This is a genomic window from Bradyrhizobium sp. Mp19 (assembly GCF_029952935.1).
Taxonomy (GTDB): Bacteria; Pseudomonadota; Alphaproteobacteria; order Rhizobiales; family Xanthobacteraceae; genus Bradyrhizobium; species Bradyrhizobium elkanii.
This window is the reverse complement of record NZ_JASAUT010000002.1, coordinates 356775-381919: the sequence shown is the minus strand read 5'-3', so window position 1 is coordinate 381919 and position 25145 is coordinate 356775. Positions and strand designations below refer to the sequence as shown.

Sequence of the window (25145 nt, the reverse complement as noted above, 5' to 3'; positions counted from 1 at the left end):
AGCGCGTCGGGCGACCGGCATGCGTGCGCTATTCGCTGCCTCTGAAATAGTCGGGCTTGCCGGTCGTCCACGTCTCGCCCCAATGCTGGCCGCCGCCGTCGACGGTCAGCGTCTCGCCGGTGATAAACTTGCCGGAGGGCGCGGCGAGGTAGACGGCGGCCTCCGCAATGTCCCAGGGCGTGCCCGGGCGCATCATCGGATTGGAGCGTGGATAGGCGGCGCGCGCCGCCTCGCTGTAGACATTCCAGCCCTCGGTCTCGATCGCGCCGGGCGCGATGCAGTTGATGCGGATGTTCAGCGGCGCCCATTCGACCGCGAGCGCGTGCGACAGGCCGATCACACCGGAGCGTGCCGCGATCGAGTGCGCAATGCCGTAGAGGCCGTGCGTCGTGACCACGACGATGTTGACGATGCTGCCGGGATGCTTGCGGTCGCGCCAACGCTGCGCCGCGGCTTGCATCATGTACCAGGTGCCGTTGAGGTTGGTGTTGATGACCGCATTCCAGCCCTTGATCGAGACATCGATCGCGGGTTGCGGGAACTGGCCGCCGGCGCTGTTGACGAGATGATCGACACGGCCGTGCTCGGTCCACAGCGCCTCGAACATCGCATTGACCGCGTCGGGATCCTTGATGTCGGCGACATGCGCGGACGCCTTGAGCCCGCGATGGCCGAGACGATCGACCAGTGCGTCGAGCCTGTCGGCATTGCGGCCGGCGACCACGACATTCGCGCCGAGCCGGGCGAACAGCCATGCGATGGCGCGGCCGATGCCGCCGGCGCCGCCGGACACGACAACCACCTGACCGGCGAACGCATCGGCCGCGAACACGGTCGGGTGCGTTGCGAGTTCGTCGTCGGAGAGGCCGAGCGTTGCGCCTGTTGTTGCGCCTGTCTGTTGATCGTTCATGGCCGGTTGCAGACCTTGCGGCGTTCACTGAGCTCCGTACATTAGCCGTCCAACAACAACCATGCAAAGAATGTCGACATGACCGACTTGTCTGCCTTTCCCATCACAAAACGCTGGCCTGCCCAGCATCCGGACCGCCTGCAGCTCTATTCGCTGCCGACGCCGAACGGCGTGAAAGTCTCGATCATGCTCGAGGAGATTGGGCTTCCCTACGAGGTCCATCTCGTCGACTTCAACAGGGATGACCAGAAGACGCCGGAGTTCCTGTCGCTCAACCCGAACGGCAAGATCCCGGCGATCCTCGATCCCAACGGTCCGGGCGGCAAGCCGGTGCCGTTGTTCGAATCCGGCGCCATCCTGCAATATCTCGCCGACAAGACCGGCAAGCTGCTGCCGGTGGTCGTCGCGCGCCGCTATCAGGCCATCCAGTGGGTGCATTTCCAGATGGGCGGCATCGGACCGATGTTCGGCCAGGTCGGGTTCTTCCACAAATTCGCCGGCAAGGATTACGAGGACAAGCGGCCGCTGCAGCGCTACGTCGCCGAGTCCAGGCGCCTGCTCGGCGTAATGGAGACGCATCTCGCCGGACGGCAGTGGTTCATGGACGATGAATACAGCATCGCCGACATCTCGATGCTCGGCTGGGTGCGCAACCTGATCGGCTTCTACGGCGCGCGCGAGCTCGTCGAATTCGACCAGTTCACGCAGGTCGCGGCTTGGCTGGAGCGCGGTCTCAAGCGGCCGGCGGTGGAGCGCGGGTTGAATATTCCGAAGCGTCCCTAACGCGCCGACGTCAGCAGCTCATAGACGACGGGATTGTCGGCACAGGCGGCAAAGCCACACTCGAGCAGGGTAGAGAGCACATTCAGTGCCGTCAGCCCGATCACCAGCCACACCGCACCTTGCGCGAACCTGCCGGGCGAGCTGTCCGGCGCCGCGCGGTGCTCGAACTGGCGGTCGAACAGCAGCATCGCCGCGAGCAGCACGATCGCGGCGATGAAGCCGATCAGCGCCCACGTATAATAGTGATAGCCGAGCAGCGCCGAGCCGTAACCGGCATCGCCGGGGAGGATGTGCAGCAGCACCTGCCGGGTCGAGACCGTGGCGCCGAGAACGGCCGTCAGCAGCGACAACGCATAATGACTTGGCCGTGGCCCGAAGCGGATATTGAGGATCGGCCCGATCGCCAGCAGGGCGAACAGGATGCGCTGCAACAGACAGAGCGGGCAGGGCAGCTCGTGGAGCAACAGCTGCGCGGCAAAGGCGGCGGCCAGCACCAGCGCCAGCCCATAGAGCGCGACGGCATTGAGGGTGACGGCTTGCGTGTCGTTCATGGCTGGCCTCAGAACGACAAGGTGAGACGGTCGGTGGCGTGGTGCAGCAAGGTCGCGGCGCAGGCGATCAGGATCACCGCGAACAGGCCGATCGCGACGGGGCGTGGGCCACGCCAGGCCACCAGCATGGCGATGGTGATGGCGAGAAACAATGCAGTGAATTCCATTCCCAGCCTCCCGATGCGAGCCGGACGCAGTCTATGACAGATTCGTGTGCGCTCGCGACGGCGCGAATGGGCATTGTCGCTTGCGCGCGGCTCCGCCAAGATGGCATCACCAGTTGAGTTCATCCTAGCCGGGGCATCTCATGACCACAGCCGCGATCAAGCCCGTTGCCCGTCCCCATCATCAGCCCTGGTACAAGATCCTCTACGTCCAGGTGCTGATCGCGATCGTGGCAGGTGTCCTGATCGGATATTTCTATCCGAATCTCGGCAAGGAGCTGAAGCCGCTGGGCGACGGCTTCATCGCACTGATCAAGATGATGATCGCGCCGGTCATCTTCTGCACCGTGGTGCACGGCATCTCCTCGATGGGAGATCTCAAGCGCGTCGGCCGGGTCGGGTTGAAGACGCTGATCTATTTCGAGGCGGTGTCGACGGTGGCGCTTGCGGTCGGTCTTCTGGTCGGCGAGCTGCTGCAGCCCGGCCACGGCTTCAACATCGATCCTTCCACGATTGATCCGAAATCGGTCTCCAACTACGTCACGCAGGCCAAAGAGCAGGGCATCGTCGCCCATCTGATGGCGATCATTCCGGACAGCTATCTCGGTGCGGTCGCGCGCGGCGACCTGTTGCAGGTGCTGCTGATCTCGATCCTCTCGGGCTTCGCCATCGCTCTCATGGGCAAGGTCGGCGAGCCGATTGCGTCCGCGATCGACACGGCCGCGAAGATGTTCTTCGGCATCATCCGGATCATCGTCCGCGTCGCGCCGCTCGGCGCATTCGGCGCGATGGCCTTCACGGTCGGCGCCTACGGCCTGGGCTCGCTGTTGAATCTGGCGGCGCTGATCGCGACCTTCTATCTCACCAGCATCCTGTTCGTGCTGATCGTGCTGGGCGCCATCGCACGGCTCGCCGGCTTCTCGATCATCCGCTTCATCGCCTATATCAAGGACGAGCTCCTGATCGTGCTCGGCACGTCGTCGTCGGAGACGGTGCTGCCGCAGATGATCCAGAAGATGGAGCATCTCGGCGCCTCGCGCTCGGTGGTCGGCCTCGTGGTGCCGACCGGCTACAGCTTCAATCTCGACGGCACCAACATCTACATGACGCTGGCGACGCTGTTCCTGGCGCAGGCCACCAACACGCATCTGACGATCTGGCAGGAGCTCGGCATTCTAGGCATCGCCATGATCACCTCGAAGGGTGCTTCCGGCGTCACCGGCGCGGGCTTCATCACGCTCGCCGCGACGCTGTCGATCGTGCCCGACATTCCGATCCAGTCGATCGCGATCCTGGTCGGCATCGACAAGTTCATGAGCGAGTGCCGCGCGCTCACCAACCTGATCGGCAACGGCGTCGCCTGCGTCGTGATCAGCCTGTCGGAAGGCGAGCTCGACAAGCAGGCGCTGCACGAGACGATGGCGCATCCGCTCGAGCTCGGCGAGGCGCTGGAGCCGGGCGGCTCCGGCTAGAGCAATATGAAGTGATGGGGCCGTCGCAGGGGGCGCTGCCAAAATATCGAAAACAACCCCATGCAAAGTAGCCGGCGGCGGCCGGCGTTCGATCAGGCAACTTGACACGTCGGGCAACTCAGGGGTATTCTTCTAATATTCCGAAATTGCGCAAGTGTCGCTTCGTCCCAAGGCTGTCGCATATGGCATTTGCGGGCTTCTGCAACTGACGCTTCCACGTCGCGGGCGGGAGAGGGAACGCGTCTTGTTCGCGGCCGCAGCCTGGGTCGTGAACCCATAAGTCGGAAGCGTGCGCACGGTAGGATGACGACTATGCGCCAAGCCTTGAGTGCATGATGCGTCATCGATCGTCCGTTGCGCCGCTGGCTTGCCTCTGCGAGTTCGTACATCCAGCCCAATCCAGGAACGCTCAACTATGCTCACCGTCTATGGCGAAGGTCGTGGCTTCCGTGTTGTCTGGCTGCTCGAGGAATTGGGATTGGCTTATCGGCTGCGCCCGGTCGATCTGCTCGCAGCCGGCGGGGTTGATCGCGATTTCCTCGCGATCAACCCCGCCGGCTTCATTCCCGCATTGCAGGACGGCGAGACGATCATGGTCGAATCGATCGCGATTCTTGAGTATCTGCTCGCCCGCCACGGCTCAGGTTCGCTTGCCGTCGCCCCGGATGATCCCGCCTTCGCTTCCTATCTGCAATTTCTCCACTTGGGCGAGGCCGGGCTCGCCGGGCCGATGAACGCCGTCATTGTCGGTCGCCAACTGGCGCCCGCAGCCGAGCGAGATGTCCGGGTTACCTGCTGGGCTCTCGAGACCTTCGAGAGCCGGCTGGGGTTGGTTATCCGCCGCCTCGCGGATTGCCCCTATCTCGCCGGCGACCGATTCACGGCTGCCGATATCTCGGTGAGCTACGCCCTCCTGCTCGGCATGCGAACCGGCAACTACGTCCCCGGTCCTGCCGAGCGGGACTATCTCGCCCGCACGACGGCACGCCCTGCCTATGTCCGAGCGATGGAAGGCTGCAAGGCCACCAAGGCTTGGGCGGCGAGGTCACCGGGATTGTAGTGCGCGCGTCATCGGAGCGGCCAAGCGCCTGGAATGGTACTGCGTAGGCCGTGTACTCATTGAGCGCCCGGCGCCGATGTCCGCTTGACCGCTACAGCGGCGGAGAAGCGGACATCTCCCGAAATCGCCGAGGGGCCAGAACCCGACATTCACGTGGACGCTACCCTTCGCCAATGCTCGTTGACCTGCGCGCCCTAGCTGGCAGAACATTGAGAGATGATCCCGACCGCATCGATCGATTCGCGTGGCTTTCGCGCTCGAGGCTGCGATAGAGCGCTCTTAATTCTGTTCTCGGAGGGCCGAATTTGAAACCTAGGGACCAAACGAACTTTGAGTGGAGGAACAGCGGCTTCCAGAACGTGAAGCTGTTACTCAAGCTAATTGCAGAAAAAAGACACGTCAGCGACGGGAAAGTCTCGTTCAGCGGTTCGAATTACCAGTATTGGCTACCGGTGTTGAACACGGCTGTAGTCGCCCACGATAGGGTCGGCGCACTAAAGCCTCGCTGCGTTGAAGCGGCCATCAGCGATCCATCGGTTTCATTAGAGGATGATCCATCCAAATTTTTAGAGGCCTGCAACGCGGCCTTCAATCGATTGCAGCAACGACCAAACACCGAGTTCATCGTCTATTCGAGCCTAACATACGACGGTCCCCCGTTATTCGATGCGATTGAGGACGGCGATGTAAAAATAGAATGGCTACCTGCCAAGGCCGATAACAACTTCTTGCACAAAGCGAATGATGCGCGAAAGGAGTTGTCGCACATTATGAGTGGCCGAAAGGTGGTGCGCGACGTGTCCAGTCTGTCGACCTTGTTGGCTTACGTCCCAGCCCGCGATGCTCGGGAAGCCTTCGAGCGCGCGATCGATTCGGTTGACCGCTTACGGGGCATGCTCAATCTTTTGATCAACTCTAGTCGGGGCCTACACGCCTTTCACGATTTGATGGCGCCCCATGCAATGAATAAGTTTCGAAGGGGCCAGTATCAGACTGTCCACAACCCGGACGGTTCTCTTGCCGCAGAAATGTTCTGGTACGAGCCGGGTTGGTATCATGACGCTGAAGGCGTCACGTTTTCTGATCCAAGCAACTACCGCGACGCGCTTCAAAAGTTTTGGGAGCGATATCAACTCAATCCGTTGAGGGCGCTGCTGTCTGACTGCTTCACCCGTTACTGCAGGGCTTTGGACAGTCATGAATTCGAAACCTCGCTGATCCGACTGTGGAGCGTTCTCGAGGAACTGACGGGCTCGGAAAACGGATTAGTGGTCGTCGACCGCATCAGAAAACTGTTCAAAGACGACCTTGAGGCAGCGATGGTCGCGGAGCACATCCGGATAAGAAGGAACAGCAATGTTCATCAAGCGATAACCCCAGGATCGAGGGAGCAAGATGCGATTCTGGTGCAGTTGAACACGCTTGTCAGCCAGATCCTCTTCTTCTGTTTGAAGGAAGGGGGCAGCAAAATTCAGAATGTACAAGAACTCATCGCATTTCTTGGCTTTTCGATAGACGAAGCTTGGTTGACTCGACAGCAGGCGTTGATGGAGTTCTTCAGCAGCTATAGAAATCGATAAGGTTGGAAATATGCTGTCCTTCAATTGCGAATGCTTGAGCCGCATTTCTCGACAACCGCTCTGGGTCAAACTCGCCAAAACTAAAGGTGGGCATAATGCGTCCACTTTCGGGCACATCGCGACCGCTCCCGTCGGCACGGGCTCATTGAGCCTCAGTCAGTCCGGGACGCCGGCCGCCTTCAGCGTCTCGCGATAGGTCGCGGACATCGATTCCACCGGAAACGGGATCCGTGACAGGAAGCCGGAGATCGTGAACTCCGGGTCGATCTTGAGCAGCTCGCGCGCGATCTGGGTCGCACGCGCGTTGTCGCCGGTCTTGACCAGCGCCACGATCAGGACGCGCAGCGCCACCGCGAAGCGGCGGTTCTGCGCCAGCGCCTTGTCGGCCCACATCACCGCCTCGGCAAAATTCTGGTCGAGCACCGCGCAGATCGCCAGCGCCGCGGCGGCGAACCAGCCGCGCGGGTCGCGCGGGTTCAGCCGTTGCGCGCGCTCGATCATGGCGCGGCCGGCTTTCTGATTGCCGCGCATCGCCTCGATCCAGCCGCCGAGCACGAGCGCCATCGCCGAGTTCGGATTGATCGCAAGCGAACGCTCGAACAGGTCGCGCGCGGGCTCGATCTCGTCGGCCATGTTCCAGATCGCGAACGCCGCCATCCACAACACCTGCGGGTCACCGGGCGCGAGCTCGACCGCGCGCCAGGCTTGCGCGACCGCGCGTTCGCGGTAGGCATCGTTCGGCTTCAGCCAGCCCTGGACATGGCGCATCGCATGACAATAGGCGGAGGCCGCCAGCGCCGGCGCGTAGGCGGGGTCGAGCGCCAGCGCCTGGTCGAGGCAATCGAGCGCCGCTTCCATGCTCTCGGGCGTGAACTCGTAACGCAGGCTATAGGCGCGCAGCAGCAGATCGTAGGCGTCGAGCCTGTCGGGCGGCGCGGCGCGTACCCGCTCGGCTTCCGCGACGAGCAGGGTCGGCTCGATCGCGCCGACGACGTTCTCGGTGATGCGGTCCTGCAGGTCGAACACGTCAGTGGCCGCGCCATCGAACCGGCCGGCCCACAGATGCGCGCCGGAGACGGCGTCGATCAGCTGCCCGGTGATCCGCAGCCGATCGCCGCCGCGGCGGACGCTGCCTTCGAGCACATAGCCGACGCCGAGATCGCGTCCGACCTGGCGGATGTCGACCGCCTTGCCCTTGTAGGTGAAGGCGGAGTTGCGCGCGATCACGGTGAGGCGGCTGCAACGCGCGAGCGCGGTGGTGATGTCCTCGGCAATCCCGTCGGCGAAATAATCCTGCTCGGGGTCGCCGCTCATGTTGGTGAAGGGCAGCACTGCGATCGACGGACCCTCGCTCGGCCGCGGCGGGCTCGCATTGGCCGCGATCGGATGATCATGCGCGCTTTCCTCCCTGACATCGCCGACAAAGCGCAGGCCTTTGCGGGGCAGGGTGCGGATCAGCCGCTGCTCCTCGCCATTGTCGCCGATCGCCGTCCGCGCGGCGTTGATCCGGCTGCTCAGCGTCGCTTCCGAGACGATCCGGCCGTGCCAGACCGCGGCCAGCACCTCGTCGCGGCTGACCACCCGATCGCGGGCGCGGATCAGGAACTCGATGAGGTCGAAGACCTGCGGCTCGACGGCCACCAGAGCATCGCCACGGCGCAGCTCACGGCGCTCGGAATCGAGGGTCAAGTCGTTGAAATAGTAAGTCAAATTCGATAGTCCGGCGGCCGGCGGCTGAATCGGTGGCGGAACCTAGCACAGGCCGCCCGGAGCCAAAATCACGACGGTCTGAAGGACAAATCCACGTCCTCTGAAAGCGGACGGGGGCGGTCTCTGCAATATTTCATCCCGACACCAGATGCAGGAGATCGCCATGTCGCAGTCCATCAATCAGCAACGCCGCCGCTTCCTTGGCATCGCCGGCGGGATCCTTGCCGCCTCCAGGCTCGGCTTCATCGGATCGGCCAGCGCGCAGTCCAAGCCGGCGGTACCTGCGATCAAGGCCGGCGCCCACAACTCGATCGGTCCCGTCAAGCAGATCAATGCCGGCGTGCTCGATACCGGTTATGTCGAGATGGGTCCTGCGTCCGGTCCCGCAGTGATCCTGCTGCACGGCTGGCCCTACGACATCCACAGCTATGCCGACGTCGCGCCGGCGCTGGCCGAGGCCGGCTACCGCGTGATCGTGCCGCATCTGCGCGGCTATGGCACGACGCGCTTCCTCTCCAGCGACACGATGCGCAGCGGCCAGCCGGTCGCGGTCTCAGCCGACATCATCGCGCTGATGGACGCGTTGAAGATCGAGAAGGCCGTGCTCGGCGGCTATGATTGGGGCGCGCGCACCGCCAACATCATGGCGGTGCTCTGGCCCGAGCGCTGCAAGGCCATGGTGTCGGTGAGCGGCTATCTGATCGGCAGCCAGGCGGCCGGCAAGATGCCGCTGCCGCCGAAGGCCGAGCTGCAATGGTGGTACCAGTTCTATTTCGCGACCGAGCGCGGCCGCGAGGGCTATGCCAAGAACCGGCACGATTTCAACAAGCTGATCTGGCAGCTGGCGTCGCCGCAGTGGAAGTTCGACGACGCCACCTACGACCGCAGCGCGGCGGCCTTCGAGAACCCCGATCACGTCGATATCGTGATCCACAATTACCGCTGGCGGCTTGGTCTCGCCGAGGGCGAGGCGAAGTACGACGCGTTCGAGAAGACGCTCGCACAGGCCCCTGTCATCGCGATCCCGACCATTACGATGGAGGGCGATGCCAACGGTGCGCCGCATCCGGAGCCCGCGGCCTATGCCAAGAAGTTTTCGGGGCATTACGAGCATCGGACCCTGACCGGCGGCATCGGTCACAATCTGCCGCAGGAAGCGCCGCAGGCCTTCGTCCAGGCCGTCATCGACGTCAGCAAGGTCTGAGACGGAGCGGATCGACGATCATGAGACAGGTTTTGAAATGGGCAGCTGCCGCGATCGCGGCAGCCTGCATCAGCGCGTCATTGCCGTTTGCCGTCGGGCATGCCGATGATGCGGCACTGGCGTCGCCGATCTTCGGCGTGAAGATTCCCGACGGCTACCGCAACTGGAAGCTGATCGCGGTCGGCGAGGAGACCGGGCTGAATGAGCTTCGCAGCGTGCTCGGCAACGCGACCGCCGTGAAGGCCTATCAGGACGGCGCCGCGCGTTTCCCCGACGGCACCGTGCTGGTCAAGCTGGCCTGGAAGCGCAAGCCGGTTGCAGGCCTCGACGGCGCCTTCATCACGGGGCCCGCGACCACCGTGCAGGTCATGGTCAAGGACGCCGCCAAATATGCCTCGACCGGAGGCTGGGGTTTTGGCCGCTTCATCGACGGCAAGCCGGTCGATGCCGCCCAGCACGAGACCTGTTTCGCCTGCCACGAGGCGCACGCCAGCGATCACGATTTCGTCTTCACGCGCTACGCCCACTGAGTGCGATCAACCGCCCTCATCGTCGTCCTGGCGAAAGCCAGGACCCATTACCCCAAATCTCAGTCATTGCGCGACGCTGGGGCCGCGATCCCATTCACAATCAACTGCGGTGGTTATGGGTCCTGGCTTTCGCCAGGACGACGGCGGTGTTTCTGGCGAGCGCCATGCACCGATCACGGAGATGCCGCGGCGTACTGGGTCCCCCGGTCGAGCCGGGGGACGACGCCGAGTATGGCACTACGCCTTCTTCACGTCCTCGCGGCGCGGTCCGATCTGGCGTTGCCGTTGCAGTGGGGCTAGTTTCCCCGCAGCAATCGCATGCGGGGAACGGCTTTGACCATCACCATCTACGGCATCAAGAACTGCGACACCATGAAGAAGGCGCGCAGCTGGCTCGACGATCACGGCGTCGCCTATGACTTCCATGACTACAAGACCGCCGGGATCGCCAAGGACAAACTCAAGCAATGGAGCGACGAGGTCGGCTGGGAAATGCTGCTCAACCGCGCCGGCACGACCTTCAAGAAGCTGCCCGAAGCCGACAAGGAAGAATTGAACGAGCGCAAGGCGCTGGCGCTGATGGCCGAGCAGCCCTCGATGATCAAGCGTCCGGTGCTCGATCTCGGGGGTAAGCGCGTCGTCGGCTTCAAGCCGGACATTTATGCCAAGGAAGTGCCGGCGAAGGCACGCAAGAAGGGTTGAGGCGCTTCCAGCGATGAGGTTAGCGCTTCGCGTGAAGCGACGCGTCTAGATCAACTCGACCGAATCCTGGCTCGTCGGACGATCTGCGGGCACGAACCTGCGGTCGATCACCGCGCGCACGGTGACGATCGGGACGGCCTTCGCTTTCACGCCCATCAGATCGTGCAGCCGAAAGCGTCCCTCGATGCTGATCGCCTTGTAGGAGCCGACGATGTGCTCGACGGCATCGCCGCGTCCGAACGGCAAGAGCAACCGTTCATAGGAAACCTCCTTGCCGTCGGCGTCGGTGACCGCCGCAACCGTATAGGTCGGACGCTTGCGCGCCAGGCAGGCACGATATGACAGGATGACCCCCGCGTAGCGCTCGGGTCCGATCGCATCATCGAGATAGCGGTTGGTGCGCAGCGGCGGCTCGACGTGCTCGTTGCCATAGGCCGTCGCCAGCCTCGCGCCTTGCTGCGTGATCAGGAAACGCGCGGCCTCGCCGCTGCCCTCGACGTCAAAGCCCATCATGTCGGCCCGCTCGTCGGCGCTGCCCTCGGTATGGAAGTCGCACAGCAAAGGAAGCGCGTCCGGCAGGCGCAGCGCGCGCAGCCAGGCGTTCAGCAGCACACGCTGCGTGATCGACTTGACCACCGATGGATCGGCACTTCTGAATTGCATCGGCTAGCCGAATTCAAGCACATCCCCGAACGGGATGCGGCCAGGGACAAGTTCATCGATGTGCGGGATGGTTTGGCTGCGGGCATAAAGTCGCAGCCACGTGCCGAAATCACGTTGCGGGATCGATTTGACGACCGAAGAACTGGCGCGCTCGAAATGCAAGGCTCTAGCCATTCATAATGCAATGGCCGGAGCTTCGTCGAGGCGCGGAAATATTCTATGAAAGTGGGAGTCCGGAGCAAAACACCGTTAACGACCGCTTTCCCGAGGCGCAAAGCGCGCCGAAATGCCATTCGACTAAGGATCAACCGGAACCGGTCACGCGGATGCCGCACTGCACAGCTTTCCACCTTGCGTAACCGCTGCAGATGACGGCATATTCCGGCCCGGAGGCGACAGGCCCCGGACGGTTTCCAAGACGGATCGGACGCCTGTCGGACACGAAAAAAGCTGGCCACGCGGGCGAGGGGCTTCGCAGCGATGGCGTATGGGGGAATCTATTTGGCCGATGAGTTCATCCTCGAAACCAGCGGATTGACCAAGGAATTCGCGGGTTTCTTCGCCGTTCGCGACGTCGCGTTGAAAGTGCGTCGGGGCAGTATCCATGCGTTGATCGGGCCGAACGGCGCCGGCAAGACGACCTGTTTCAATCTGCTGACCAAATTCCTGAAGCCGTCGGCAGGCCAGATTCGCTACAAGGGCCACGACATCACCGCGATGCCGCCGGCCGACGTTGCGCGCCTCGGGCTGGTCCGTTCGTTTCAGATTTCGGCGGTATTTCCGCATCTGACCGCGCTCGAGAACGTTCGCGTGGCGCTGCAGCGGCAACACGGTTCGTCGTTCGATTTCTGGCGTTCGAAAAGCGTGCTCGACCGCTTCAATCCGCGCGCCCACGAACTCCTGAACGACGTCGGCTTGAGCGAATTCGCCAACACGCCGGCGGTCGAGATGCCGTACGGCCGCAAGCGCGCACTTGAAATTGCAACGACGCTCGCGCTCGACCCCGAGATGATGCTGCTCGACGAGCCGATGGCCGGAATGGGCCACGAGGACATCGACAAGATCGCGGCGCTGATCAAGCGGATATCCGCGAAATACACCATCCTGATGGTCGAACATAACCTCTCGGTGGTGGCCAACCTCTCCGACATCATCACCGTGCTGACGCGCGGGCAGGTGCTGGCGGAGGGCAACTACGCCGACCTCTCCAAGGACGAGCGCGTGAAGGAAGCCTATCTGGGAGCGGGTCATGGCTGAGGCAAAACTGGCGGAGAAGCCCGTGGCTGCGGCCGGCGCCGACGTGCTGACGGTCAAGGATCTGCAGGCCTGGTACGGCGAATCCCACATCCTTCACGGCATCAATTTCAACGTGAAGGCCGGCGAGGTGGTGACGCTGCTCGGCCGCAATGGCGCCGGCAAGACCACCACGTTGAAGTCGGTGATGGGCGTCATCGGTAAACGCTCCGGCTCGATCCGCTTCGACAATCAGGAAATCATCCGCGCCACCTCGGACCGGATTGCGCGGCTCGGCATCGCATTCTGTCCCGAAGAGCGCGGCATTTTCGCCAGCCTCGACGTGCGCGAGAACCTGCTGCTGCCGCCGGTGGTGCGCCCGGGCGGCCTGCCGCTCGACCAGATCTTCACGCTGTTTCCCAACCTGAAGGAGCGCCTCACCAGCCAGGGCACCAAGCTCTCGGGCGGCGAGCAGCAGATGCTGGCGATTGCGCGCATCCTGCGGACCGGCGCGCGCTTCCTGATGCTGGACGAGCCGACCGAAGGGTTGGCGCCGGTCATCATCCAGCAGATCGGGCACACCATTGCGCGCCTGAAGTCGCAGGGATTCACCATCCTGTTGGTCGAACAGAATTTCCGTTTCGCCTCGACCGTTGCGGACCGCTACTACATTGTCGAGCACGGCAAGGTGATCGACGGCTTCGCCAATTCCGAGCTGTCGGCCAACATGGACAAGCTCCATACCTATCTCGGCGTCTGATATCGCCAGAACCAGAAAATTTAAGACGAGGGAATACGACATGAAGAACAAGATTTCGGCGCTCCTGCTCGGCACCGCGATGGTGCTCTCGGCTGCAAGCGTCACCTCCGCCCAGGAAAAGCTCGACAAGACGGTCAAGATCGGCGCGCTGTCGGATCAGTCCGGCCTCTACGCCGATCTCGCCGGCCCCGGCTCGACGCTGGCGGCGCAGATGGCGATCGAGGACTCGGGCCTCAAGGCCAAGGGCTGGACCATCGACCTGATCTCCGGCGATCACCAGAACAAGCCGGATATCGGCACCACCATCGCGCGCCAGTGGTTCGACGTCGACAAGGTCGACACCATCGTCGACGTGCCGAATTCCGGCGTCGCGCTCGCGGTCAACAACGTCGTGAAGGAAAAGAACGGCGTCTACATCAATTCGGGCGCCGCCACTTCGGATCTCACCAACGCGCAGTGCTCGCCGAATACGGTGCACTGGACCTACGACACCTACATGCTCGCCCACGCTACCGGCCAGGCGCTGGTGAAGGCGGGCGGGGACACCTGGTTCTTCCTCACCGCGGATTACGCGTTCGGCGCGGCGCTCGAGCGCGACACCACGGCCGTCGTCACCGCCAATGGCGGCAAGGTGGTCGGCGGCGTCAAGCATCCGCTCAACACCGCTGACTTCTCCTCCTTCCTGCTGCAGGCGCAGGCCTCCAAGGCCAAGATCATCGGCCTCGCCAATGCCGGCGGCGACACCACCAACTCAATCAAGCAGGCGGCCGAGTTCGGCATCGTCAAGGGCGGCCAGAAGCTCGCGGCGCTGCTGCTGTTCCTCACCGACGTCAAGGCGATCGGGCTCGAGACCGCGCAGGGCCTCAACTTCACCGAGACGTTCTACTGGGACCTCAACGACAAGACCCGCGCCTTCTCCAAGCGCTTCTCGGAGCGGATGAAGAACAGCGCGCCCCCGACCATGGTGCAGGCCGGCGTCTATGCGGGCCTCATCCATTACTTCAAGGCGCTGGAAGCGCTCGGCGGCAATCCGCATGACGGCGCCAAGGTGATCGCGAAGATGAAGACGATCCCGACCGACGATCCGCTGTTCGGCAAGGGCGAGGTCGAGGCGAACGGCCGCGTCACCCACGACGCCTATCTGTTCGAGGTGAAGAAGCCCTCGGAGTCCAAGGGACCGTGGGACTTCTACAAGCTGGTCGGCACCGTGCCGGGCAACCAGGCCTTCACGCCGCTCGACAAGAGCACCTGCCCGCTTCTGAAGAAGTGACGATCATGCCCGCCGGCCATGCGCGTGGCCGGCGGGCTTCATCTATCTAGCGAAAGCTCATTCGATGCAGGCTCTCTACGCACAGCTTCTGGTGGGACTGATCAACGGCTCGTTCTACGCGCTGCTCAGTCTGGGGCTCGCCGTCATCTTCGGCATGCTCAACATCATCAATTTCGCGCATGGCGCGCTCTACATGATGGGCGCCTTCGTGGCGTATTTCCTGCTCAACCTGGGCGGCATCAATTACTGGTGGGCGCTGATCATCGCACCCGTCGTGGTCGGCATCTTCGGCATGATCCTCGAGCGGACCATGCTGCAATGGCTGACCGGCCTCGATCATCTCTACGGACTGCTGCTGACCTTCGGCATCGCGCTGATCGTGCAGGGCGTGTTCCAGAACTATTTCGGCTCCTCGGGCCTGCCTTACTCGATCCCGGATCAGCTCAAGGGCGGCGTCAATCTCGGCTTCATGTTCCTGCCGATCTATCGCGGCTGGGTCGTCATCTTCTCGCTCGTGGTGTGCCTTGCGACCTGGTTCCTGATCGAGAAGACGCAGCTCGGCGCCTACCTGCGCGCCGCCACCGAGAACCCGACGCTGGTGCGCGCGTTCGGCATCAACGTGCCGCGCATGATCACGCTGACCTACGGGCTCGGCGTCGGTCTTGCCGCGCTCGCCGGCGTGCTGTCGGCGCCGATCAACCAGGTCCGCCCGCTGATGGGCGCCGATCTCATCATCGTGGTGTTCGCGGTGGTCGTGATCGGCGGCATGGGCTCGATCATGGGCTCGATCATCACCGGCTTCGCGCTCGGCGTGATCGAGGGACTGACCAAGTATTTTTATCCCGAGGCCTCCAACACCGTGGTGTTTGTCCTGATGGTGGTGGTGTTGCTGGTGAAGCCAACGGGACTGACGGGACGGGCGGCTTGATATGTCAGCATTGACCGACGATACACTTCCGATCACGCCGCGCGCGATGCGCGACGAGATGATCGTATTCGCCGCGATGGCGCTGCTGCTGGCGATCGTGCCGTGGACGGGGATCTATCCGTTCTTCGTCATGCAGGCGCTGTGCTTCGCGCTGCTCGCCTGCGCCTTCAACCTCCTGATCGGCTATGGCGGCCTGCTGTCGTTCGGCCACGCGATGTTCCTCGGCACCGCCGGCTACGTCTCGGCGCACGCGCTGAAGGTGTGGGGGCTGTCGCCGGAGCTCGGCATCCTGGTCGGCACCGCGGCCGCGGCCTTGCTCGGCCTCGTCACCGGCTTCATCTCGATCCGCCGCCAGGGCATCTATTTCTCGATGATCACGCTGGCGCTGTCGCAGCTGCTCTACTTCATCTACCTGCAGGCGCCGTTCACCCATGGTGAAGACGGCATCCAGGGCATCCCGCAGGGCCACCTGCTCGGGATCGTCGACCTGTCGAAGCCGATGGTGCTCTATTACGTCGTGCTGGTCGGCTTCCTCGCCGGCTTCCTGCTGATCTACCGCACCATCAACTCGCCGTTCGGCGAGGTGCTGAAGTCGATCCGCGAGAACGAGCCGCGCGCGATCTCGCTCGGCTACAAGACCGACCAGTACAAGATGCTGGCCTACATCCTGTCGGGCACGCTGGCGGGCTTTGCCGGCTCGCTGAAGGTGTTCGTGGCGCAGAATGCCTCGCTCACCGACGTGCACTGGTCGATGTCCGGTGAAATCGTGCTGATGACGCTGGTCGGCGGTCTCGGCACCATCTTCGGCCCGGTGGTCGGCGCCTTCGTGATCATCGCCATGCAGCAATATCTCGCCGGTTTCGGCCAGTGGGTGACGGTGATCCAGGGCGTGATCTTCGTGGCCTGCGTGCTGCTGTTCCGGCGCGGCCTGGTCGGTGAGCTGGCCCATTTGTTGCGGCGGTCGCTGTAGGGCAGGTCTCGGCGATTTTCGGCCGACATAGCGGTGGACGACCGCCCGTTTGGGCGGTCGATCCCGGTGCTTTCCCCGCCAGATGCTCTATGACAGTTCTGTGACAGTCGCTAAAAGGGCTGTCCCGGAACGATGGAACTGAGACATGCTGCGGTGGTTTCGCGCTTTCCTGCCCAAGGAAGAGCGCTTTTTCGACCTGTTCGCCCGCCACGCCCAGACCTCGGTGCAGTGCGCATTGGCGTTGCAGGACATGCTGAAGGGCGGGGAGGAGACACCCGTCTTTTGCCAGCGCGTCAATCAGTTCGAGAACGACGCCGATAGCGTCACCCGCGAGGTCCTGACCGCGGTTCGCCGCACCTTCATCACCCCGTTCGATCGCGGCGATATCAAGAACCTGATCACCTCGATGGACGATGCGGTCGACCAGATGCAGGCGACCGCAAAGGCGGTCATGCTGTTCGAGGTGCGCGAGTTCGAGCCGCCGATGCGCGAGATCGGCACGCTTATCGTGGAATGCGCCAATCTGGTGGTCCGCGCGCTACCCTTGCTGCAGGGCATCGGCCAGAACGTCTCGATGCTGACCCAGATCACCGAGGAGCTGACCAAGCTCGAGGGCCGGGTCGACGATCTCCATGATATCGGGCTCAAGGAATTGTTCCTGAAGCACCGCAACGCCAACACGATGGACTTCATCGTCGGCGCGGAGATCTACGACCATCTCGAGAAGGTGGCTGACCGTTTCGACGACGTCGCCAACGAGATCAACTCGATCGTGATCGAGCAAGTGTAGAGCGGGGCATCACGTGGACGCCACGCTGGGTCTTCCAATTCTGACCATCCTGATCGCGGTCGCGCTGCTGTTCGACTTCCTGAACGGCCTGCACGATGCCGCGAACTCGATCGCGACCATCGTCTCGACCCGCGTGCTGCGGCCGCAATACGCGGTGTTCTGGGCGGCGTTCTTCAACTTCGTCGCGTTCCTGGTGTTCGGCCTGCACGTTGCCAATACCATCGGCACCGGGATCATCGAGCCGTCGGTGGTGGATGCGACCGTGATCTTCGCAGCATTGGTCGGCGCGATCGTCTGGAACGTGATTACCTGGGCGCTGGGGATTCCGTCGTCGAGCTCGCACGCGCTGATCGGCGGCCTGGTCGGCGCCGGCATGGCGAAGGCGGGGGTTTCGGCGGCGGTGTGGAGCGGGCTCTCCAAGACCTTGCTCGCGATCGTGCTGTCGCCGCTGGTCGGCTTCCTGCTGGCGCTGGTGCTGGTCGCGGTCGTGTCCTGGCTCTCGGTGCGCTCGACGCCGTTCGCGGTCGATCGCGCCTTCCGCATCCTGCAATTCGCCTCGGCGTCGCTCTATTCGCTCGGCCATGGTGGCAACGACGCGCAGAAGACCATGGGCATCATCGCCGTGCTGCTCTATTCGCAGGGCCATCTCGGCGACACCTTCGAGATTCCGTTCTGGGTGGTGCTGGCCTGCCAGAGCGCGATGGCGCTGGGCACGCTGATGGGCGGCTGGCGGATCGTCCGCACCATGGGGCTGCGGATCACCAAGCTGACGCCGATGCAGGGTTTTTGCGCCGAAACCGGCGGCGCCGCGACGCTGTTCGTGGCGACCTATCTCGGGGTTCCCGTATCGACCACGCACACCATCACCGGCGCCATCGTCGGCGTCGGCGCGGCACGGCGGCTCTCCGCCGTGCGCTGGAATGTGGCAAGCTCGATCGTCTACGCCTGGGTGATCACGATCCCGGCGTCGGCCGCGGTCGCAGCCGCGAGCTATTGGGCGGTGCAGATTCTGAAGTAGCGCTTTCGAGCGAGGTGGAAGCCGGCTCGCGTTAGGAAAACGCGTCCAAAGGTAGTCATCAGCCGACCAGCTTCAGTCCGACGATGCCGGCAACGATCAGTCCGATGCTGGCCAGCCGCATCGCGGTCGCGGGTTCACCGAGCAGGATGATGCCGAGCGCCGCGGTGCCGACCGCGCCGATCCCGGTCCAGACCGCATAGGCGGTTCCAATCGGCAGCGTCTTGAGCGCGAGGCCGAGCAGGATCACGCTGCCGGCCATCGCCGCCAGCGTCAGCACCGACGGTACCAGCCGCGAGAAACCTTCGGTATATTTCAGCCCGATCGCCCAACCGATCTCGAGCAGGCCAGCGGTGAACAGAATGGTCCAAGCCATCGCGAACCCTCCGGATAAGGCAGGGTCGTCCCCGCGAATGGTATGGTGAGGAGAAGGTCGTCCTTCCGCTGCCCATATGGGGATGGTGCGGCCGTTCCGCATTGCGACAAAACGCCCTTGATTGCGCCCGTTTTCCCTGCCAAATGCCCCGCCATGTCCGACATTTCAGTTTCAGCCGAATCGCCGTCCCGCTCGCCGCTTTCAGAGGAAGTGGCGCGACGGCGCACCTTTGCGATCATCTCGCACCCGGACGCCGGCAAGACCACGCTGACGGAAAAGCTGCTGCTGTTCGGCGGCGCCATCAATCTCGCGGGCCAGGTCAAGGCCAAGGGCGAGCGGCGCAACACGCGCTCGGACTGGATGAAGATCGAGCGCGAGCGCGGCATCTCGGTCGTCACCTCGGTGATGACCTTCGAGTTCAACGATCTCGTGTTCAACCTGCTGGACACGCCGGGCCATGAGGACTTTTCGGAAGATACCTATCGCACGCTGACCGCGGTCGATTCCGCGGTCATGGTGATCGACGCGGCGAAAGGCATCGAGGCGCGCACCCGAAAACTGTTCGAGGTGTGCCGGCTGCGCGATATCCCGATCATCACCTTTATCAACAAGATGGACCGCGAGAGCCGCGACACGTTCGAGCTTCTGGACGAGATCGAGAAGACGCTGGCGCTCGACACCACGCCGATGACCTGGCCGGTCGGCCGCGGCCGCGACTTCCTCGGCACCTATGACGTCGTCAATGGCGGCGTGAGGCTGCTCGAGGGCGGCGGCGCCAAGACCGGCGCCACCGAGCAGATCGACATCGCCGATCTCGGCAAGCGCAACCCCAATCTCGACGTCGCCGAGGTCAAGGACGAGCTCGCGCTGGCGTCGGAGGCCTGCAAGCCGTTCGAGCTCGCGGCGTTCCGCGAAGGCCATCTGACGCCGGTCTATTTCGGCAGCGCGCTGCGCAATTTCGGCGTCGGCGATTTGCTGGAAGGCCTCGGCAAGTTCGCGCCGGCGCCGCGCGCGCAGGACTCGGATTTGCGCAAGGTCGAGGCCGCCGAGCCGCGCATGAGCGCCTTCGTGTTCAAGATCCAGGCCAACATGGATCCGAACCACCGCGACCGCATCGCCTTCGCCCGGCTGTGCTCGGGCAAGCTCAGCCGCGGCATGAAGGCCAAGCTGGTGCGCACCGGCAAGAACATGAGCCTGTCGAGCCCGCAGTTCTTCTTCGCGCAGGACCGCTCGGTCGCCGACGAGGCCTTTGCCGGCGACGTCGTCGGCATTCCCAACCACGGCACGCTGCGGATCGGCGACACCCTCACCGAGGGCGAGGATCTGACCTTCGTCGGCGTGCCGAGCTTCGCGCCGGAAATCGTCCGCCGCGTCCGGCTGACCGATGCGATGAAGGCGAAGAAGCTGAAGGAAGCCTTGCAGCAGATGTCGGAGGAGGGCGTCGTGCAGGTGTTCCGCCCGCGCGACGGCGCGCCGGCGCTGGTCGGCGTGGTCGGCCCGCTGCAGCTCGACGTGCTGAAGGCGCGGCTCGATGCGGAATATTCGCTGCCGGTCGAGTTCGAGATCTCTGAATTCTCGCTGGCGCGCTGGATCTCGTCCGACGACCGCAAGCAGCTCGACGCGTTCATCGCCGCCAACAATTCCGGCATCGCCGACGACGTCGACGGTGATCCCGTGTTCATGGCCAAGAACGAGTTCTATCTCGGCTACACCCGCGAGCGCGCCGAGGGCATCACCTTCTCCAACGTCAAGGACGTGAAGAAGAAGGCGTAGCCTCCGCATACTCGGTGTCGTTCTCCGGCTCGACCCCAGGGCTATCGCATATGACCCTTCGGCGGCTGCGGAGGTAACTCGGCCTCGTGGTTCGAGACGCGCCGCAAGCGGCGCTCCTCACCATGAGGGTCTACTATTGTGCCGCAAAACAAGATCCTCATCCTGAGGAGCCCGCCGAAGGCGGGCGTCTCGAAGGATGGCCGCGAGGACGCTGCCCGACAGATTTCTTTCCATATGCGATAGCCCTGGGCTCGAACCCGGGGACCCATTACGCTGCGGCCCTTCCGCAGTCACCGCGCTGTGTCGATCGGCAGATGATCGCCGAAGAAGTCGATCAGGCTCTGTGGCGCGTTGTTGCCGTAGCAGAGCTCGAGGACCTCCTCCGCAGCAGCGGCTTCGGACGCGCTACGAGGAAACAGGTCCCTTTCATAAGCAGCGAGCGCGGCTTCGACATTGCCGGGGTTGGCGACGATCGCCGCTGCTAGTTCGGCGCCATCGTGCATTGCGAGATTGGCGCCTTCGCCCGATGGAACCATCAGATGCGCTGCATCGCCGAGCAGCGTGACGCCGGGCACGCGGTCCCATTGATGCGCGACCGGAAGCGCATGGATGAGGCGCAGCACCGGCGCCGTCTCGCCATCGGTGATCAGCGCGGTCAGCGCCCGGGCCCAGCCATCGAATTCCTCGGCGACGCGGGCGAGGGCGCTCGCAGGGTTGGTGAAGTCGAGGTTGGCAAACCATTCCTCACGCTTGGTCAGCGCCACATAGGTGTGCAGCACGCCGTTCGGCTCACGATGCGCGGCGATGCCCTTTCCCGGCGCCAGCGCGAACATCGCGCCGCCGCCAACCGCTTCCGCGCTCGCTCGGTGACGGACATCGGCGTCGAACAGATATGTCTCGATGAACGAAGTGCCGACATAGGTCGGCTTGTCTGCGGAGAGAAGCGATCGCACGCGCGACCAGGCACCGTCGGCGCCGACCAGAAGCTCAGTCGTCACCGTTGTGCCGTCGGCAAAGGTCAATGCGTGCCTTCCACCGGCGAGCGGAGTGGCCGCGGTGACCTTAGATCCCCAATGCACCGTGCCCTCGGGCAGCGAGTTGAGCAGGATCCGACGTAGCTCGCCTCGGGGTACCTCGGGGCGCCCGCCCGTGCCGTCATCTGGATGATGAAACAGCAGGCTGCCTTGGGTATCGAGCGCGCGGGTTTCCTGGCCGCCGGGGTGGATCAGATCGCGGAACTCCTCAAAGAGGCGTGCGGCCTTGAGCGCGCGTTGGCCGTTGTGCTCATGGATATCGAGCATGCCGCCCTGCGTTCGTGCTTCTGCGGAGGCTTCCGCTTCGTAGACGATTGCTGCGATCCCGTGGACGCGGAGGACGCGGGCAAGCGTCAATCCGCCAAGGCCGGCACCGACGATCGTAACGGGAGATTTCATGCGGAGTCCTTCCGGCACGGCGGCTGGGAGTTATGGAACGACGTTCCATAAACTTGGAATGCCGTTCCAGATATGTCAAGGTGCGGCATGGTCAAGAAGGCGCGCAGCGGCCAGCGACGCGAGGACTCGCTCTCGCGGGATCGCATCATCGAGGCTTCGATCGAGCTCCTGGACGAGAGCGGCGAGGAGGGTCTGACGTTCCGCGCCCTATCCGAACGGCTCGCGACCGGTCCCGGCGCGATCTACTGGCATATCGCCAACAAGAGTGATCTGCTGGTCGCCGCCTGCGACGCCATTGTCTCGCGCGTGGTGGATGCGCACGCGGTCAGCGGATCGCCGAAGGCCACCATTCGCGCCCTTGCGCTCGGCATGTTCGACGCGATGGAGGCGCATGCATGGGTCGGGACAGCGCTGATCCGTGCTGCCGGGCAGTTGCCGACCGTGCGCGTTCTGGAGTGCATCGGCCAGCAGGTTCGCGCGCTTGGCGTAGCTGCCGACACGCAGTGGACGATCGTCTCGGTCCTGCTGAACTACATCCTTGGCGTCGGCGGCCAGAACGCAGCCAACGCGCAGTTCGCGCGGACGCATGGCCTGGACCGATCGAGCTTCCTGGATGCGGTGGCGACCGACTGGTCCGCGCTCGACGCAAGCGACTACCCGTTTGCACGCAGCGTGGCCAGCGCGATGCGGGACCACGACGACCGTGTCGACTATCTCGCGGGCATCGATCTCATCCTCGCCGGCATCAAGGGGGCACGGACCGGCCGGACCTAGGGGTTCGAGCGCGAGGACGTGACGAAGACAGCGTAACGCCGCATCTGCGGAGCGCCACATTCTCAGTGTCGTCCCCCGGCTCGACCGGGGGACCCAGTACGCCGCGGCCTGTCCGTTACCCGCTGCCGCCTCTGGAATACTGGATCGCCCGGTCGAGCCGGGCGATGACAGCGAGGTTGTGGCGCGAAAAGCGCGAGGACGTGAACCGGCCCCCGCTTGATGCGCTCCGGCTGCGGCACCATTTTCCCCGGAAGCGCAATCCTGGTCCGCTTGCATGCTCCGACGCGTCGCCATCTGCCTCGCTTTTGCCGTGCTGGCCTTTGCCCTCGCGGGCTCGGCCTCTGCGCGGCAGCGGCATCAGATCAACCCGGTGCCGTTTGCGCACACACCCTGCAGCGTGCTCGACAGCGGACCCTGCATCCCATCCTATTGCAGCGTGTTCAACCACGGGCCGTGCCTGCCCGAGATCGATTATCCGTACGGCGAAAATCTCCAGCTTACGATCCTCACGGTGCCGCCGCAGGATCAGGCCGAGAAGTACCGCAAGCCGGATCATGATCTCGATACCATCGGCGATCTCTTCGCCGCGCTGCGCGCCTGTTGGGCGCCGCCACCGCCGGACGATGCGCGCGAGGGCATGCAGATGTCGGTGCGCTTCAGCTTCAAGCGAACCGGCGAGATGATCGGCACGCCGCGCCTGACATTTTCGACGCGGGGCATCCCGGCCGACACCCGCACCACCTACCTCAACGCGATCAATGCCTCGCTGGATGCCTGCCTGCCGCTGAAATTCACCGGCGGATTGGGCGGGGCGCTGGCCGGCCGTCCGATCATGATCCGCTATGTCGACAACCGCGAGCTGGCCAAATCGGCCGACAAGCCTTGATGGCACCGTCATTCCGGGGCGATGCGAAGCATCGAACCCGGAATCTGGAGGTTGGCTTGCGCGCCCGATTACCTCGAGATTCCGGGTTCGCGCTTTCAGCGCGCCCCGGAATGACGGTGTAGAGTGCAGCGCATTGCTTTTCGCGGCCCGAAGGTGATACGCGAAGGCATTGATCGATCAGGGGAGGAACATCGTGGGACTGCTCGTCATGATCCTGGGTCTCGTGCTGTTCCTCGGCGTCCATGTGCTGACGAGCCTGCGCGAGATGCGTGCCGGCCTGATCAAGGCGATGGGCGAGGGCGTCTACAAGATCGCCTATTCGCTCGCCTCCGCGGCCGGGCTCGTGCTGATCATCTGGGGCTTTGCGCATTATCGCGCGACCGGATGGATCGACGTCTGGACGCCGCCGACCGCGTTCAAGCACATCGCCGTGGCGCTGATGCTGCCCGCCGTCATCCTCGTCGTCGCCTCCTATGTCCGCGGCCGCATCTACACGACGCTGAAGCATCCGATGCTCGCCGGCGTGAAGCTGTGGGCGTTCGCGCATCTGCTCGCCAATGGCGACCTCGGCTCGATCATCCTGTTCGGCTCGTTTCTCGGCTGGGCGGTCTATGACCGCATCTCGCTGAAGCGCCGTGCGGATGCCGGCGCGCCGCCGATTCCGGTGGGCGGCCCAACCAACGACCTGATCGCGATCGCGGTCGGTGTCATCGTCTATCTGGCGCTGGCGTTTGCGTTCCACCCGGTCGTGATCGGCGTGCCTGTCATGGGAGCCTGACTATGTCTGTTCAATCCGCCATCAAGCGCAAGACCGCGCCCGATCTGCGCGCCCGCAAGAACGGCGAGCCGATCGTGATGCTGACGTCCTATCATGCGCACACCGCGGCGCTGGTCGACCGTCATTGCGACGCCATCCTGGTCGGCGATTCCCTCGGCAACGTCATGCACGGCTTCGAGACGACGGTGCCGGTGACCCTCGACATGATGATCCTGCAGGGCCGCGCGGTGATGCGCGGCTCGCAAGCCGCGCTCGTTGTCGTCGACATGCCATTCGGCTCCTATGAGGGCTCCAAGGAGCAGGCGTTTCAATCCGCGGTGCGGATCATGAAGGAGACGCTATGCGGCGCGGTCAAGCTCGAGGGCGGCGCGCGGATGGCGGAGACGGTGGCGTTCCTGTCCGACCGCGGCATTCCGGTGATGGGGCATATCGGTCTGACGCCGCAGTCGATCAACACGCTCGGCTCGTTCCGCGCGCAGGGCCGCGAGGAGGAGAACTGGGCGCCGATCGAGAACGACGCCAGGGCGATCGCGGAGGCGGGCGCGTTCTCGATCGTCGTCGAGGCGGTCGCCGAACCGCTGGCGCGCAAGATCACGCAGTCGATCGCCGTGCCCACCATCGGCATCGGTGCCAGCGCGGCCTGCGACGGCCAGGTGCTGGTGCTGGAGGACATGCTCGGCCTGTCGCCGCGGGCGCCGAAATTCGTGCGCCGCTACGGCAATCTCGGTCCGATGATCGAGGAGGCGATCGCGGGCTATGCGCGCGACGTGAAGAGCCGCGCATTCCCTGGGCCGGAGCACGTCTACGGCATGAAGAAGAGCTGACGGGGC

The 25145-nt window shown here is 63.9% G+C and carries 27 protein-coding genes; 19 read left to right on the top strand and 8 right to left on the bottom strand.

Going from position 1 to position 25145, the window contains the following annotated elements; genetic code table 11:
• Positions 1–28: 28 nt before the first annotated feature.
• Positions 29–910 (bottom strand): SDR family oxidoreductase, encoded by an 882-nt coding sequence (locus tag QJT82_RS04610; protein WP_028344750.1) that lies wholly within the window; start codon positions 908–910, stop codon positions 29–31.
• Positions 911–988: 78 nt separating this feature from the next.
• Here QJT82_RS04610 and QJT82_RS04605 point away from each other — a divergent pair, with 78 nt between their 5' ends.
• On the top strand, positions 989–1693 hold the full coding sequence (locus QJT82_RS04605; RefSeq protein WP_028344751.1) for a glutathione S-transferase N-terminal domain-containing protein: 705 nt from the start codon (positions 989–991) through the stop codon (positions 1691–1693).
• Here QJT82_RS04605 and QJT82_RS04600 read toward each other — a convergent pair.
• Both QJT82_RS04600 and QJT82_RS04595 read right to left on the bottom strand, forming a co-directional pair.
• Positions 1690–2244, bottom strand: a complete 555-nt coding sequence (locus QJT82_RS04600; RefSeq protein WP_028344752.1) for a disulfide bond formation protein B — start codon at positions 2242–2244, stop codon at positions 1690–1692. The genes QJT82_RS04605 and QJT82_RS04600 overlap by 4 nt on opposite strands.
• An 8-nt stretch (positions 2245–2252) precedes the next feature.
• The gene (locus tag QJT82_RS04595) at positions 2253–2411 is read right to left on the bottom strand and encodes a DUF5993 family protein (RefSeq protein WP_196238255.1); all 159 of its coding nucleotides are present in this window, start codon (positions 2409–2411) and stop codon (positions 2253–2255) included.
• A 140-nt stretch (positions 2412–2551) separates the two neighbouring features.
• Between QJT82_RS04595 and QJT82_RS04590 the strand changes: the two genes are divergently transcribed.
• The 3 genes from QJT82_RS04590 (at position 2552) to QJT82_RS04580 (ending at position 6520) form a co-directional block, all read left to right on the top strand.
• Complete coding sequence (locus QJT82_RS04590; protein ID WP_028344753.1) at positions 2552–3880, top strand: dicarboxylate/amino acid:cation symporter; 1329 nt, start codon at positions 2552–2554, stop codon at positions 3878–3880.
• A gap of 415 nt (positions 3881–4295) precedes the next feature.
• The gene (locus tag QJT82_RS04585) at positions 4296–4940 is read left to right on the top strand and encodes a glutathione S-transferase family protein (RefSeq protein WP_028344754.1); all 645 of its coding nucleotides are present in this window, start codon (positions 4296–4298) and stop codon (positions 4938–4940) included.
• Between the two features lie 359 nt (positions 4941–5299).
• Positions 5300–6520, top strand: coding sequence for a hypothetical protein (locus QJT82_RS04580; RefSeq protein WP_155258843.1), 1221 nt, complete (start codon positions 5300–5302; stop codon positions 6518–6520).
• Positions 6521–6676: 156 nt separating this feature from the next.
• On the opposite strand, the gene QJT82_RS04575 is transcribed toward QJT82_RS04580, so the two are convergent.
• Positions 6677–8230: a winged helix-turn-helix domain-containing protein gene (locus QJT82_RS04575; RefSeq protein ID WP_028344756.1), complete on the bottom strand. Its 1554-nt coding sequence runs from the start codon at positions 8228–8230 to the stop codon at positions 6677–6679.
• Between the two features lie 163 nt (positions 8231–8393).
• On the opposite strand from QJT82_RS04575, the gene QJT82_RS04570 reads away from it, so the two are divergent.
• From QJT82_RS04570 to QJT82_RS04560, 3 genes are all read left to right on the top strand, one after another.
• Positions 8394–9434, top strand: coding sequence for an alpha/beta hydrolase (locus tag QJT82_RS04570; RefSeq protein ID WP_028344757.1), 1041 nt, complete (start codon positions 8394–8396; stop codon positions 9432–9434).
• A gap of 20 nt (positions 9435–9454) precedes the next feature.
• Complete coding sequence (locus QJT82_RS04565) at positions 9455–9964, top strand: cytochrome P460 family protein (RefSeq protein ID WP_028344758.1); 510 nt, start codon at positions 9455–9457, stop codon at positions 9962–9964.
• A gap of 333 nt (positions 9965–10297) precedes the next feature.
• Complete coding sequence (locus tag QJT82_RS04560) at positions 10298–10666, top strand: ArsC family reductase (RefSeq protein ID WP_028344759.1); 369 nt, start codon at positions 10298–10300, stop codon at positions 10664–10666.
• 45 nt (positions 10667–10711) lie between these two features.
• Here the strand turns inward: QJT82_RS04560 and QJT82_RS04555 are convergent, their stop codons facing one another.
• Positions 10712–11329 carry a hypothetical protein gene (locus QJT82_RS04555; RefSeq protein WP_028344760.1) on the bottom strand — a complete coding sequence of 206 codons (618 nt, stop codon included), beginning with the start codon at positions 11327–11329 and terminating at the stop codon, positions 10712–10714.
• A gap of 3 nt (positions 11330–11332) precedes the next feature.
• Positions 11333–11491: a hypothetical protein gene (locus QJT82_RS04550; protein WP_155258844.1), complete on the bottom strand. Its 159-nt coding sequence runs from the start codon at positions 11489–11491 to the stop codon at positions 11333–11335.
• 339 nt (positions 11492–11830) lie between these two features.
• Here QJT82_RS04550 and QJT82_RS04545 point away from each other — a divergent pair, with 339 nt between their 5' ends.
• The 7 genes from QJT82_RS04545 to QJT82_RS04515 all read left to right on the top strand — a co-directional run bounded on the left by QJT82_RS04545 (position 11831) and on the right by QJT82_RS04515 (position 18298).
• Complete coding sequence (locus QJT82_RS04545) at positions 11831–12586, top strand: ABC transporter ATP-binding protein (RefSeq protein WP_016839877.1); 756 nt, start codon at positions 11831–11833, stop codon at positions 12584–12586.
• Positions 12579–13322, top strand: coding sequence for an ABC transporter ATP-binding protein (locus tag QJT82_RS04540; protein ID WP_018271255.1), 744 nt, complete (start codon positions 12579–12581; stop codon positions 13320–13322). Before QJT82_RS04545 ends, QJT82_RS04540 begins: the two co-directional genes overlap by 8 nt.
• Positions 13323–13362: 40 nt before the next feature.
• On the top strand, positions 13363–14592 hold the full coding sequence (locus tag QJT82_RS04535; RefSeq protein ID WP_028344761.1) for an ABC transporter substrate-binding protein: 1230 nt from the start codon (positions 13363–13365) through the stop codon (positions 14590–14592).
• Between the two features lie 64 nt (positions 14593–14656).
• The gene (locus tag QJT82_RS04530; RefSeq protein ID WP_016839880.1) at positions 14657–15520 is read left to right on the top strand and encodes a branched-chain amino acid ABC transporter permease; all 864 of its coding nucleotides are present in this window, start codon (positions 14657–14659) and stop codon (positions 15518–15520) included.
• A 1-nt stretch (position 15521) separates the two neighbouring features.
• Positions 15522–16490, top strand: a complete 969-nt coding sequence (locus QJT82_RS04525) for a branched-chain amino acid ABC transporter permease (protein WP_028344762.1) — start codon at positions 15522–15524, stop codon at positions 16488–16490.
• A 145-nt stretch (positions 16491–16635) separates the two neighbouring features.
• The gene (locus QJT82_RS04520; protein WP_028344763.1) at positions 16636–17280 is read left to right on the top strand and encodes a DUF47 domain-containing protein; all 645 of its coding nucleotides are present in this window, start codon (positions 16636–16638) and stop codon (positions 17278–17280) included.
• Between the two features lie 13 nt (positions 17281–17293).
• Positions 17294–18298, top strand: coding sequence for an inorganic phosphate transporter (locus QJT82_RS04515; protein WP_028344764.1), 1005 nt, complete (start codon positions 17294–17296; stop codon positions 18296–18298).
• A 58-nt stretch (positions 18299–18356) separates the two neighbouring features.
• On the opposite strand, the gene sugE is transcribed toward QJT82_RS04515, so the two are convergent.
• A complete protein-coding gene (gene sugE, locus QJT82_RS04510; protein ID WP_016839884.1) occupies positions 18357–18671 on the bottom strand; it encodes a quaternary ammonium compound efflux SMR transporter SugE in 315 nt (104 codons plus the stop codon).
• Between the two features lie 153 nt (positions 18672–18824).
• Between sugE and QJT82_RS04505 the strand changes: the two genes are divergently transcribed.
• On the top strand, positions 18825–20444 hold the full coding sequence (locus QJT82_RS04505; protein ID WP_028344765.1) for a peptide chain release factor 3: 1620 nt from the start codon (positions 18825–18827) through the stop codon (positions 20442–20444).
• Between the two features lie 290 nt (positions 20445–20734).
• Here the strand turns inward: QJT82_RS04505 and QJT82_RS04500 are convergent, their stop codons facing one another.
• Positions 20735–21877: an NAD(P)/FAD-dependent oxidoreductase gene (locus QJT82_RS04500; protein ID WP_028344766.1), complete on the bottom strand. Its 1143-nt coding sequence runs from the start codon at positions 21875–21877 to the stop codon at positions 20735–20737.
• Between the two features lie 87 nt (positions 21878–21964).
• On the opposite strand from QJT82_RS04500, the gene QJT82_RS04495 reads away from it, so the two are divergent.
• The 4 genes from QJT82_RS04495 to panB all read left to right on the top strand — a co-directional run bounded on the left by QJT82_RS04495 (position 21965) and on the right by panB (position 25139).
• The gene (locus QJT82_RS04495; RefSeq protein WP_035634007.1) at positions 21965–22651 is read left to right on the top strand and encodes a TetR/AcrR family transcriptional regulator; all 687 of its coding nucleotides are present in this window, start codon (positions 21965–21967) and stop codon (positions 22649–22651) included.
• Between the two features lie 274 nt (positions 22652–22925).
• Complete coding sequence (locus tag QJT82_RS04490) at positions 22926–23537, top strand: hypothetical protein (protein WP_028344768.1); 612 nt, start codon at positions 22926–22928, stop codon at positions 23535–23537.
• 193 nt (positions 23538–23730) lie between these two features.
• Positions 23731–24315 (top strand): NnrU family protein, encoded by a 585-nt coding sequence (locus QJT82_RS04485; RefSeq protein ID WP_028344769.1) that lies wholly within the window; start codon positions 23731–23733, stop codon positions 24313–24315.
• Positions 24316–24317: 2 nt separating this feature from the next.
• Positions 24318–25139 (top strand): 3-methyl-2-oxobutanoate hydroxymethyltransferase, encoded by an 822-nt coding sequence (gene panB, locus QJT82_RS04480; protein ID WP_028344770.1) that lies wholly within the window; start codon positions 24318–24320, stop codon positions 25137–25139.
• Positions 25140–25145 lie beyond the last annotated feature (6 nt).